At 37.0% G+C, this 13,056-nt stretch carries 10 protein-coding genes and 2 tRNA genes; 3 read left to right on the top strand and 9 right to left on the bottom strand.

Annotated elements, in window-relative coordinates:
• Position 1: 1 nt before the first annotated feature.
• The 4 genes from tusC to ESZ36_RS00195 all read right to left on the bottom strand — a co-directional run bounded on the left by tusC (position 2) and on the right by ESZ36_RS00195 (position 2,541).
• Positions 2–400: a sulfurtransferase complex subunit TusC gene (gene tusC / locus ESZ36_RS00210; protein WP_146781891.1), complete on the bottom strand. Its 399-nt coding sequence runs from the start codon at positions 398–400 to the stop codon at positions 2–4.
• Positions 400–768, bottom strand: coding sequence for a sulfurtransferase complex subunit TusD (tusD, locus tag ESZ36_RS00205; protein WP_146781888.1), 369 nt, complete (start codon positions 766–768; stop codon positions 400–402). Before tusD ends, tusC begins: the two co-directional genes overlap by 1 nt.
• Before the next feature lie 132 nt (positions 769–900).
• Complete coding sequence (locus ESZ36_RS00200) at positions 901–1,569, bottom strand: Bax inhibitor-1/YccA family protein (RefSeq protein WP_211357740.1); 669 nt, start codon at positions 1,567–1,569, stop codon at positions 901–903.
• 357 nt (positions 1,570–1,926) lie between these two features.
• Complete coding sequence (locus ESZ36_RS00195; protein WP_146781885.1) at positions 1,927–2,541, bottom strand: DNA-3-methyladenine glycosylase I; 615 nt, start codon at positions 2,539–2,541, stop codon at positions 1,927–1,929.
• 185 nt (positions 2,542–2,726) lie between these two features.
• Here ESZ36_RS00195 and ESZ36_RS00190 point away from each other — a divergent pair.
• Together ESZ36_RS00190 and ESZ36_RS00185 are read left to right on the top strand one after the other, a co-directional pair.
• Positions 2,727–2,817, top strand: a tRNA-Ser gene (locus ESZ36_RS00190).
• A gap of 102 nt (positions 2,818–2,919) precedes the next feature.
• Positions 2,920–3,010 (top strand) — tRNA-Ser (locus ESZ36_RS00185).
• A gap of 343 nt (positions 3,011–3,353) precedes the next feature.
• Here the strand turns inward: ESZ36_RS00185 and ESZ36_RS00180 are convergent.
• From ESZ36_RS00180 to ESZ36_RS00165, 4 genes are all read right to left on the bottom strand, one after another.
• Entirely contained in the window at positions 3,354–5,768 is a 2,415-nt protein-coding gene (locus ESZ36_RS00180) for an ABC transporter permease (RefSeq protein WP_146781882.1), read from the bottom strand.
• A complete protein-coding gene (locus ESZ36_RS00175) occupies positions 5,761–6,477 on the bottom strand; it encodes an ABC transporter ATP-binding protein (RefSeq protein ID WP_146781879.1) in 717 nt (238 codons plus the stop codon). The genes ESZ36_RS00180 and ESZ36_RS00175 overlap by 8 nt, the downstream gene beginning before the upstream one ends.
• A gap of 102 nt (positions 6,478–6,579) precedes the next feature.
• Positions 6,580–7,845 carry an efflux RND transporter periplasmic adaptor subunit gene (locus tag ESZ36_RS00170; protein WP_146781876.1) on the bottom strand — a complete coding sequence of 422 codons (1,266 nt, stop codon included), beginning with the start codon at positions 7,843–7,845 and terminating at the stop codon, positions 6,580–6,582.
• A gap of 187 nt (positions 7,846–8,032) precedes the next feature.
• Positions 8,033–10,171, bottom strand: a complete 2,139-nt coding sequence (locus ESZ36_RS00165; protein WP_146781873.1) for a winged helix-turn-helix domain-containing protein — start codon at positions 10,169–10,171, stop codon at positions 8,033–8,035.
• A 290-nt stretch (positions 10,172–10,461) separates the two neighbouring features.
• Here ESZ36_RS00165 and ESZ36_RS00160 point away from each other — a divergent pair, with 290 nt between their 5' ends.
• Positions 10,462–11,244, top strand: a complete 783-nt coding sequence (locus ESZ36_RS00160; protein ID WP_146781870.1) for a type 1 glutamine amidotransferase domain-containing protein — start codon at positions 10,462–10,464, stop codon at positions 11,242–11,244.
• A 377-nt stretch (positions 11,245–11,621) separates the two neighbouring features.
• On the opposite strand, the gene ESZ36_RS00155 is transcribed toward ESZ36_RS00160, so the two are convergent.
• Positions 11,622–12,539, bottom strand: coding sequence for a TolB family protein (locus ESZ36_RS00155; protein WP_146781867.1), 918 nt, complete (start codon positions 12,537–12,539; stop codon positions 11,622–11,624).
• Positions 12,540–13,056 lie beyond the last annotated feature (517 nt).

Below are 13,056 nucleotides of genomic sequence, written 5' to 3'. Positions count from 1 at the left end.
CTTAAAACCTAAGTACATGTTGGTGGCTATTAAGTGCTTTACCAAACTCAACACTCGCTAATACTTGCACATCATTAATATGAAATGCCTCGTCAAGCTGCCTATTCACTAACGACTGTTGGCAAACATAGATGTCTTCAATATCGTAGAACTCAAACGCTGAAAATGTTTTTAAATAGTCTTTAATGGACACTAAAGTGGCATCTTGATCAGCAATTAATTGATAAACACCATCACCTTGAAAAAATAGCGACACTTTTTGCTCAAACGAGCCAAATATTAATGCAACATCTAGGGCATCTTTTCCGTAGTCACTGCTAAAAGGGGCTTTGCTGTTTATGATTGCTAGACCATTCTGTTGGGATAAATTATCTTCTATTTGTGTATCTGATGAGATCATTAAAACTGCACCAAGCGTGTTGCTTTTGTTGTTAACTCTACCAATTCACCTAAGCCCGATACGGTAAATGCTTGGTTTATTTGTTCGTTATCTATCGAATCACAGGCTATACCGCGTTTTTCAGCAGCAGTAATACAAATATGTAAAGGTAACTGATACTGTTGCTGTAATCGTTGCCAGTGCGCTATTGCCTGATATTCATCACTGGCAATACTAATATTTTCATTCGCATGCATTGCACCATCTTGATAAAAGAATACACCAATAACATTTATGCCAGCGACTAAGGCTGTCTCAACATACGATAATGCTGTTACTGTTAAAGGGCTATATGGGGGAGTAGTTACTACTACAGCAAGAGTTTTCACAACACATCCAAACTATAAAAAAGATAATAAAGGGCTATAAAAGGGTAAAAAAAAGCCCCGCAATCGCGAGGCTTTTATTATAAAACATTATAAATGAATATAATGTTTTTTAGCGTAAATTTTTAATATTTACTAATCATCGCCGCCGAATACACCAAGTAACGATAATAAATGTACAAAAATATTGTATATGTTTAAGTACAAAGAAACTGTGGCACGAATGTAGTTACGTTCGCCACCATTAATTATACGGCTTGTATCATACAAGATTAAACCAGACATAATCATGATAACCGCAGCACTTACCGCTAATGAAAGAGCAGGGATTTGAAAGAAGATGTTAGCAAGACTTGCAACAACAACAACAATCAAACCAACCATTAAAAAGCCACCCATAAATGAGAAGTCTTTTTTACTCGTAAGCGCATAACCTGACAGTGCGAAAAATATTAATGCAGTACCGCCAAGCGCTTGCATAATCATCGCAGGGCCACCATCCATTGCAGCGTATGCGCTAAGCATAGGACCCAATGATGCGCCCATTAAACCGGTAAAAGCAAAAATCCAATAAACACCACTAGCAGAATCAGCTTTTTTGTTCACAACAAACATTAAACCGAACGCGACTAACATCATAACAAGTGCAACACCGTGTGATAGGTTCATTGCCATTGAAACGCCAGCTGTTACGGCACTAAACGCAAGTGTCATTGATAACAACATATAAGTATTTTTCAATACTTTATTAATTTCTATCGCCGAACTTTTACTCGCCGTTTGAAAACTCATATTAGATTGCATAAAACTTCCTTAAGAATGTAATTCTATTTACTTGTTATAAACTAAGATAAGGTCATTTTAGATAAGTTCAAGTTTTTCTTACTTTTCATACATAACTGACTTACGCTAACTTAGTTCCTTATGACATATTATGGCATGGAGATTTTTAAAATACTACGTTTAGCTTGGTTTAAAAGGGGCAATTATTTGTTATCTTTTGTAACAAGCATTTAATATAGTTTTTCCTTTTGACCATGTAGAGTACTAAAAACGCGCGGCACGAGTAATAAAATTATCAACATTAACGCCACTTTAACTCTACTACTTGGCAACGTTTATAATTTATTACTCTATTTTGTGCAGTAATCAGCCTGATTATTAGTCAAGTATGCTGCCTATTACGGGTTTTACATGTACATTAACTGCGTTCTTTCTAAAGCAATTGTTCGAATGATCGTTGATTAAACCTGTCGCTTGTAAATGTGAATACAGTGTCGTTGAACCTAAAAACTTAAAGCCACGTTTTTTTAAGTCTTTAGCTAACGCATCACTAATAGGTGAGGTAGCAACATAATCTTCAATGGTATTAAAGCTATTTACAATAGTTTCATTATCTACGTATGACCATATAAATTTAGTGAAGCTACCGAATTCATTCTGTATTTCAATAAATCTCTTCGCGTTATTAATCGCTGCTTCTATCTTACGTCTGTAACGAACTATTGAAGCATCTTGCATTAAGCGCTCTACATCATCATCAGTGAACTTTGCTACTTTGGTGACCTCAAAGTCTGCAAACAACTTACGATAACCCTCACGCTTCTTTAGGATGGTGTACCAGCTTAAACCAGCCTGCGCTGATTCCAATACAAGTGATTCAAACATCTTTTTGTCATCGTATACTGGAATACCCCATTCTTCATCGTGGTATTGAACATAATCTAACTTTGTTGTGTCTAACCAGGGGCAACGGCAGGCGTTTTTTTCTGACATCGTGTTATTCCTTCTTCTAACTTTTATAAATTGCTGAAAAACAAAGCAAGCTGGCTGTTTTTCTAGCAAACAAACTAAAAACAAGCATAAAAGCTAAAATAGTGCTTTACAACTTATTAGAGAGACTTTAGTATTCGCCTCGTTCTCAAGCAAGCATTGTTTTTAATGCTTATTTGTTAACTTCAGGTGAGATGGCTGAGTGGTCGAAAGCACCGGTCTTGAAAACCGGCAAGGGTTTGTAGCCCTTCTAGAGTTCAAATCTCTATCTCACCGCCACATTAAGAAAAACTGCTAATTGAAAGATTAGCGGTTTTTTGCTTTTTAAATATTAAAAGCAAAAAGGAGTGTTTTTAGCTCCTGTATACTTGTACAACTTCAGGTGAGATGGCTGAGTGGTCGAAAGCACCGGTCTTGAAAACCGGCAAGGGTTTGTAGCCCTTCTAGAGTTCAAATCTCTATCTCACCGCCACATTCTAAAAAACCGCAACTTTAACTAGTCGCGGTTTTTTTTCGTCTGTAATTTGATGATTGAGAAATAGGATGGGTTTGTAACGCAAATATTCTAAAAGAGTTCACACCTCTATTTCACCGCCACATTAAAAATGAATAAAATCGTTGATATTAAACGGCTTTTTTATATTTAAAAATTTTCAAATCAGTCCAGCAGGATTGACTGAGACAATGTACTATATTTTTTATTATGTTAGATTTTTTTACATTAATCATTTGAATACCATGCTTTTTAGGGATATAGGTTTCAGCTAAAGCCTTTGAGAATATCAAAAACTTTAGCTCAAGACTGAAAATGGTGACTATTCGCAGGTAAGTGCATCAACGGGTTTGGCTGTTGCTGCTTTAAATGCGACTGCCATTACAGTGATATAGGCAATAACTAAACAAAATAACGCGCTAAGTAAAAAGGCGCTGTAAGGCATAGTAATACGATAGATAAAACCATTTAACCAATCTTGTATCAGTAAGTAAGCCAAAGGTAATGCAATGAGGTTGGCTAGTAATACTAAACTTGAAAATTGGTTTACTAACATAAAGCATAGCTGGGCAGTGCTTGCACCGAGTATTTTTCGTATTGCAATTTCTTTAATACGTCGTTGGGTATTAAAAGCAGCCAAGCCAAATAAGCCAATAGCAGTTACAGTAATTGCAATTAACGTAAAGATATTTAATAAATTTGTTTGCTGGTTTTCATTGCGATATGAGGATGAAAATAAGTCTGACAACCAGTTATATTTAAAGGCTAATTTACCATCTAAGCTCAACCATATTTGTTCAAGGTCTTTGACTGTTTCTAAACTGGCACCTGCTTTTAAGCGAATAGAGACCCAACGCAAAGGGCGTTGCTCTGGCTTAGCAGATAATATATAGGTCATCGGTGGTACAACATTTTTAGCATTAACATAATGGGTATCTTCTACCACCGCGATAATTTGATGATTATGTAATCCTTCGTTGCCGCCACCTAAGGTCAACATTTTTCCCACTGCTTCTTCGGGGCTCCAACCGAGTGTCGTGGCTAAGGTTTGATTAATGATCAATTTCCCTGTTGAACTTTGCCAGTCATCTTTATTTTCTTGATAAGTATCATTTACATAAGCAGTAGAGAAATCACGCCCAGCTAAAATCGTAATGCCAAAGGTTGAAAAGAAATCATAATGAATAGGATTGTTACCTGTCCAAATCTCCGTCGTCATATCGTCAAGTCGTCTTACTGTGTTTGAAGTACGCGTTGATTTTGTTGGCACTGTGTGCGACATCGAAGCTGAAATAACATCAGGATGACGTTCGACTTGGTTCTTAAAAGCAGGATAGATTTTTTCACCATAACTAACGATTAGTACATTTTCTCTTTCAAAACCTTGTGGCATGTCTTTAATAAACTGCATTTGCCAATTTACAGCCAGACTAGTGACTACTAAAAATGCGGCAATCGCAAATTGTATAATGATCAGGGATTGGCGTAAGAGTACACCTGACTTTGATGTTGTCACTAAACCTTTTAATACATGGGCAGGAGATAAGTTACTTAAGAAAAATGCTGGGTAACTCCCTGATACCACACCAACAAAAAGTGTTAGCCCGCTTATTTTTGTGATAAAAAGCATTGAGTATGTCAGACTTAATTCGACGTTCATCAGTTGATTAAATGCAGGTAAACATAACGTTATAACGACTAAGGAAAGTAGTGTAGCTATTGCTGTTAATAACACTGCCTCAACTAAGTATTGCGTTATTAATTGCCCTTTACTCGCACCTAATGCTTTACGTACACCAACGTCTTTTCCTCGGCGCATGGCGGCGGCTGTTGATAAGTTAGTAAAGTTGACACAAGCAAGTACTAAAATCATGTATGAAATAATACTGAACACATTCACCATGGCGGCACTGCCGGGTGGTACTAGGCTATAACTAACGTTGCTATTTAGGTAAAGCTCGCGTAAAGGCTCGAAAGTGATCCGACGGTTTTTATAAGATGATAGACCTATTGTCCGGCTATCGTAATAACGACTTACATCGCTAGCGACTGTTTGTATATCTGTCTCATCTGTTATCTTAGCAAAGGTTACTGTCGCTGCATAATTCCAACGTTCAGCCCAATCGACAGCAGGTAATAGTTCATAGTAATTTTTCATTGGTATCAATAGCGTGGTAGGCATAGTGCTGGCGGTAGTGGTTTTTTTCACTACAGCAGTGATTTGATGTTCTTTCCCATTAATGGTTAACCGTCTACCAATAACACCGCTACTACGCGCGAAATACTTAATGGCTAACGCTTCGTGTAACACTAGACTATCTGGTGCATCAAGTGCTGTATTAATATCACCTTCGATCAATTCAAAGTCGAAAAAATTAAAATAATTACTATCGACATAGAGGGCACGCTCCGAAAAAACATTTTGTTGATGCTTAACAGAAATATTATTACGTGCTACTCGAGTGACTGAGTCCACTTGTTTAAAATTACTATCAAGCGCTTCAGCTAGTGCCAATGTGGTATAAGCTTGTGGTCTATTATCATCACGTTGTAAGTTAATGCGATAAATAGACTCAGCGTCTGTAAATTGCTGGTTATAACTTTTTTGTTGGTTAACATATTGTTGGATTAAGATAAAACAGGCAATACCAATAACCAATCCAATTAATTGAATAGCACTGGTTATTTTATCGCGGCTGAAGTTGCGCCACGCAACAATTAATAATAATTTAAGCACACGTCACCTCCACAGTAGTTAGCTTAATTTCAGACGTTATTTGTTTGTCCTTACAAATATTTCCATCGAGCAACTCAATCACACGAGTACCATAATCAACATGTTCAGGAGCATGAGTCACCATAACAATGGTTGAACCTTCTTGGTTTAGTTGCTGGAGTAACTCCATCACCTGTATCGAGTTTTTTGAGTCTAAATTCCCTGTTGGTTCATCGGCCAAAATCAGGTCTGGTTGAGTAACAATAGCGCGCGCAATAGCAACACGTTGTTGCTGTCCGCCTGATAATTTCGCGGGCAAATGGTTACGACGATGAGCAATATCAACACGATGTAATATTTCATCAACTAAACGTTTTCGTTCGGCCTTTGCCACTTTGTGATAATAAAGTGGTAATTCTATGTTTTGCTCAACGGTTAATTCATCAATTAAATTAAAACTCTGGAAAATAAAACCGATATGTTGTTTTCTTAATTGTGCGCGCTGGCTTTCAGTTGATTGGCCTATATTGTTTTTCAAAAACGTAAACTGCCCTTGGTCGATATGGTCTAACATACCAAGTACATTAAGTAATGTTGACTTACCGCAGCCCGACGGCCCTAATATTGACAAGAACTCGCCTTTTTTTATGGTCAAGCTCATGTCGTCAATAGCGACAGTTTCTACTTCATCGCCGATAAATGAGCGGCTGATATTGTTTAATTTGATCATAATAATTCCTTTGGGTATCTGTTTATTGTTTTCGACCGATTTTTGTCGAACGACCATCGTTATTTGATTTGAAAATTCGTTATTTATTTTTTTTATTCGTGCTTAGTTACTGAGATTGAGTTGTTGTGCATCAGCAAAGCTGGCGTAGGAAGAAGTGATCACGCGATCACCGGCTAGCAAACCAGAAAGAACTTCAATACTTTGTGGGTTTTTTCGACCTAAACGAATATTGCGCTTACTGGCGGTAGCACCAGAGGGGTCAACTACAAATGCCCAACTTCCGGCACTACTCTGTATAAATCCCCCATTGGCGAGTAGCAGTTTTGACTCACTTGATGACAAATTAAACTTCATTTGTAAACTTTGACCAAGGCGCAACGTTTGAGCAACTTGTTGGCTTTGTAATTTGAAATCAACTTTAAAGGTGCCGTTATTGATACCGGGATATACTTTACTAACAATTAGCTGATAACTTTGTTGGGCTGATTCAAAAGACGCAATTTGTCCTTTGGCAACGCGGCTGACATAAAATTCATCTACTTGTGCACTGACTTTAAATTGGTCAATTAAATCCACTTGACCTAACCTTTCGCCATCACGTTTTGACTCACCGACTCTGGCATCTAAAAATGTTAACTGCCCAGCTCTGGGGGCTCGAATAATTAACTTATCTAAACTGGAGCAAGAAATAGCGAGATTGCTTTGTAGTGTTTTAATACTTTGTTCAAGTTGGGCTAATTGTTGGCTTTGTAATATGGCTTCTTTTTCTTGGCTTTCTTTAACTATTTCTCGATATTTAATTTGAAAAGCTAATTCATCTTCTACTTGTTCAAAAGCTTGTTGTGAAATTATATTTTGTTCAATTAAGGTTTTATGGCGATTAAAATCTTTTTGTAAACGTAGTACTGAAAAATCGAGCTCAATTACATCTCTCTTAAGTGACAATTGATTCTGTTCTAATGCTAAACGTGTATTGCGCATATTATTAATTTGCTCTGACACTTCAGCTTCTCGTGCTAGAACATTCAATTGTAAATTGGTATTACTTAATTTGAGAATGGCTTGACCTTGTTCAACCAATGCTCCTTCTTGGACAAAAACTTCTTCAACACGCCCCCCATCAATAGTGTCTATAAATATTGTTTCTTTAGGTTGTACTAAACCACGCAAAGGTAAAAATTCAGTAAAAGTTGATTGTTTTACGGTATCTACAACTAAGTTTTGTTTCTCAACGTTATACGTTTTTCCCGTATCAATACTTGATTTGGCAATGGTAAGTACAACGGCCGCTATACAAATAGTTAACGCAAACAATAAATAGTGACGGTAGTTGTTTTTTTTTATTTTGTTGCTGATGGGCTTGTCCATAATGACTCCTGCTTAACAATGTGGTGCCAGTGTTAAGCAAATAGCTATTGAAGAAAGGAACAAAGCGGGAAAAAGAAGTGATTAGTTTGGAATAAGTTGTGACCATCTAAATGGTCACAACTTTATGTTAATATAAACAATGATTTATGTTATGAATTGTAGGTGAGTATTTGGTGGTTATTACTCGTTAATGACTTTTTGTTTGCATAATATCAGCCACAGATTGTTTTAACTGAGTGAAAATAACACCCTTGTTATTTATTTGATAATCAAACAATGTTGGTAACTTTTGCCATGGAGAGATAGATTTATCTGCAAAAGAATAGTACTTAAGTTCTTGTATATTATTGTTAACATCAGATAAACAGACTAAGCCATTAGGTGTTAATGTTAAATTCAGCTGGCGGTTTATAAAGCCTGGCTCACAAATTAACCCTGTTGATTGAGGGGCTTGTATTAAGTCATCCAATATCATCACTTCATTGCTTTCATCGGCTAAAAAGTAAAAGCGTTGATTTTTTTGATCATATAGACCTCCCTGATAACCATTTGGCATGGCGGTTAGTATTTTAGTTGCGATATTGTATTGCATTAATTGCCAATCGCCGTTACGAATAGTCGAGAATAATAATGTATGCTGATCCAGCCAACTGATGCCACTGATAGCTCTATTGCCTAAAGCCAGATTATTTACCTCGCCTTTATCTATATCAACAATAACAATTTGATTGTCAGCTAAAACCATAAGTTGACTGTCATCAGGTGAAAATAACAACTGATAGAGTCTCACCGGGGTATTAAAAAAGGTGAGCTGTTTACTCGTTGCGACATTATTATTCTCTGTAGGTAATTGTGCTAAATATACTTCTGCTGTTGTTGAACGTTTGGAAACAAAAGCATATTGACCACTATTATTGGCAAGCGCGGGCAGATAATCCATTACCGAAGAGTTATCTAGATTCATCGGCTGGTTGTCTTTATTTATGTCTTTAAAGTGAATGTCTCGGTTTATTAAATAAGACACAAACGTAAAATCTTGCTTGTTGTTAATGCGTGAAAGTTGTTTAACCCGTGAGGTATTACTGACAACCACTGCTAATTTTTCTCCAGCCAAATTACTTTGCCATAACTCATAGGCTGGGTGTGGAGAAGGGTGCACCAGTGTCATATTATCATGATGCCAAACGACAGCGCCCATCAAGTAAGGTAATTTTGCTGTTAGTTGCAATTTAGCTTGGGCGATATCTAGCGTATAAATACGAGTTTGAGCAGTGAACTCACTATTTAACATGACTAAGCGTTTACCATCAGGAGAAATATCGAAAGCGTAATTTCCCTGACCACTGGTGATTGGCTGATTAATAATGTCTTTTTGTTTATTGAGCAAATCGACACGAAAAATTTGATAACCATTAGCTTTTGATTGTCGGTCATTAAAGTATAAATATTGCCCATCAGGTGAAAAAACTAAATGAGGCCAACTTTCACCGCTACACTCTGTAATTTGTTGCCAGTTATCTTTGTTTTTAATTTCTTTTTGATCAGCTAAAAAAATAATACAAACCTGTTTATGCTGATATAAAAAGGCAATTTTACTCTCCGTTGGCGACCATACCGGACGAGATAACTTTGCTCTAGGGTGACTGACACTCATTTTGGAATGATCAGACAAATTTTCAATATTAATATAACTTGGTTTACCACTCACTACTTTGGTATAGGCAAGTTGACTTAAGTCTGGAGATATATTTGGATGTTGTTCGTCAGCTATCTCTCTCGTTAGTGGTTTTAGCTGCTTAGTGGTAATTATTTCGATATTCTGTTGAGTTGAAAAATAAAAGGAAACTGTCACTATTAATAATGCGCAAGAGAGCGAAAACAAGGTGATTAACGTTTTTTTTTGTTTGTTTTTAGTGCTATTAAGTGAAGAGAAAGACGGTGTTACCGTATTATTGTTTTCTTTGTTTATACTTGTTTGCTCAGTCGTATTTTGATCATTGTATTGGCATTTATCATTAGCATTAAATTCAGTAACCATTCTATAGCCTTTACGCGGCACAGTAATGATAAATTGCGGGCTTTTAGGATCGTCCCCTAATGCTTTTCTTACTTTAACTAGAGTACGACTAATGGCATTTTCGGTCACCAATGTACCTGTCCAAACTTCATCCATCAACTCATCTTTAGTTATTATTCTTGCTGGATTTTTACAAAAGAAGATCAATAAGTCATACACTTTAGGTGCAAGGATAATACTTTCACCATCACGGATCAGTAATTGATTCTGAGTATCTATCGTAATGTGATCAAATTCGAGATAACGCAAAGTACATCCTATTAATACGGTAAATTTATTGGTTGGTAGTTGTTATATTTTAACTAACATTATCATAAAGTATTTAATCAAAATAATTAATGAAAACCTTCAAAAAAAGTCAGTTTTTTTTAAGATGTATTTACACCCTAACTATTTGATTTTTATATAAAGTCACGATTAAGTCACAAGTTTTTCCTTAATAAATCCTAACTAATCCGTTCTTGTTCATTTTTTATATCCTAATTGCCAGTACCTTTGTTATCAGAAAAACAATCAATGACTATACACAGGGATTAATTATGAACGCACTAACGCAATGTAAATCGATATTAACAATGATCATTTCACTTTGGTTATTTTTTACTTTTGCCACGACTGCAAATGCTATAGAGATAAATGACAAAGAGAAAAAGGATAAAGTGCTAATCATAATTTCCAGTGATCAGCATGGCTTTTGGTTGCCTGAAGTTGTTGAGCCGTATAAATTATTGGAACAAACCGGGTTTGAAATTGATATTGCTAGTCCTAAAGGAGGTCAGGGAATTGCCAGTGGTAGTACTCGTCTATCTGGCAAAGACCGCAGTTGGTTTAAGCAATCTTCGCTGCGGGCAAAACTTGAACATTCAATTGAGCTAAAGCAGGTAATATCAGAGCAGTATAGAGCGATATACTTTGCTGGCGGTGCAGGACCTATGTTTGATTTAGTTGAAAATCAAGAAGCACAAAGGGTGACTAGAGAAGTATATGAAAATGGCGGTATTGTTTCAGCAGATTGTCATGGCCCCGCCGCACTGATTAATGTCAAACTATCTAATGGTACTCGGCTCATTTTAGGGCGAAAATTAACGGCAAAAGCTAACATTGAAGAAGGACGTTGGGCTAGGAATAACTATCCTTTTTTATTGGAAGATAAAATTGTTTCGCTTGGCGGTATTTATACATCAGCAACTAAAGGTAAGGAACATGTGATTGTTGACGGAAGGTTGATCACAGGTCAAAACCCTGCTTCGGCCGTACTTATGACCAAGGCATTAATCCTGCACTTAATTCCCAAAGAAAAACATCCAGAGTTTAAAATTTAAAACTCATTATCTAAGGTGACGGTTAATTCTCTCTCGTAAAGGGAGCAAAAGCGCCAAAAAGTCCATATTCTTATGTCAGCTATCCTTGCCGATAGCTGACATAAGATTGATGGTAGCTTTTGCAATAAAAAGTTGGCTCTTTAAATAACACATCAATGCCTGCTAATAGCGAGAAGAAGTCATAAGGTAATCCTAACGTCCGCTTCAAGGATCAAAGCTGCCGTTTACATTCAGTTATTGAACCTTAACGAAGGAGACATTTGCTTTTACTGCTAATTGGACCGGTTATATTATATTTTGTATCGATAACGCTCTATTCAGCGGGCAATGGGGCGTAGCGAGTCTTGCTCCGCTGAAGTAGCTTGTTATATGGTTTGCTATTTGGGTCGGAGTGTCTCAATAATCTGAGCATCCACCCAATAGATAGTCACATCTGTGTTTCCGCGTTTTGTCCGACGATCAAAGAAAATAAACTTGCCATCGGGTGATACACTTGGATTTTTTTCAGAGGCATCGGTATTTATCTTGTCTCCCAAATTGATGGCAGGACCCCATGCGCCATCAGCCTTCCGAAAGCTGATGTAGAGATCAGATGAACCCTGTCCGGCGTCTCTTACGCTATCAAAAACAATATAGCTTTCATCTGGCGCAATGTAGGGGTGAGCATTATATCTGCCTATGCCAAACTGAGGGCCCAGTGATTTCGGCGTCTCATATTTGCCGTCAACCAAACGTGAAAAGCGCAGAGGCGTATCCAACTCTTTGGTATAGGTATCAAAATAAATGGTTCCATTCGAGGAAATAGCAGACCGCATAATGCCGATACTTGCGAAAGGTTCACCAAGACTTTTCATCTCTGACCAACCGTCGTTTGTGCGTTCTATATATCCATTTTTGAACAAAATGGTATTTCCATCGGGAGAGATAGATGGTTCGCTCGCAGCCTTCGCGACAACAGACTGCTGCCATTTATTATTTTTATATTCAATGACTGCCAGCCCATAGGAAACTTTATCTCCTTTAAATGCTCCAACTTTAACTACGCCGCCATATTCTTCACCTTCTCTAACGAAGTAAAAGGTATTCATGTCTAATCCGAACATGCCCTCAAGATCGGTAGATTTTTCTCTATTAACAATACCAGGTGCAAAAATCTCAGGTGTTGAGCCGGGTGGCGTTTGACCGAGATAGGGACCATCTGGGATGGGAAACTGATCCTGACTATAACTATAACTATTGCTACTGCAAGCTAGAATAGAAAACAGCAGAGTAATTGAAACACCAATATATTTCATATTATTGTCCTTATTTCATATTTAGCAGAATGCTTAACTTCTGCGCTCTAATAATACCTATTAATATTACGTCCACATGATTAAGGTCAACATAGTCGTAGTACAAACAAGACCAAAGTGGCAGAATTCAAGTTGAATAACTTGTGAGCTTGTTATTGGTACTAAAAAATGGTCATTGCTAATTCACCTTGGTCCAAAAACGAGTTAGAACGAATGACAGTAATGTCGGAGCAACTGCCATTAATAATAAAAACTTCAATGACCGCTTTGGTGGTAAAGCGGACTATTAATTAAGATAAGTTCACGTCTCAATTAGGTCTCATTTGTGGCAAAAGCGAGTTAGCTTTCTAAGGCGGAAAGGGGCACAAAGTGAGATAGATTTTATGACAAGTTAATCCTTTAAGCGGAAGCTTCGAGAGGCTAAATTAATACTTCGGCTCCTAGCCAATAGCCGACATTAGCTTTTGTAAAATAATAAACATATCAGGGGCGGTTTCAACCAAAAATAAATACATGT

Origin of the sequence: Colwellia demingiae (genome assembly GCF_007954275.1) — a bacterium.
In the GTDB taxonomy this organism is placed as follows: domain Bacteria; phylum Pseudomonadota; class Gammaproteobacteria; order Enterobacterales; family Alteromonadaceae; genus Colwellia; species Colwellia demingiae.
The sequence above is the reverse complement of the archived record's forward strand: the minus strand, read 5'-3'. Positions and strand labels throughout refer to the sequence as shown.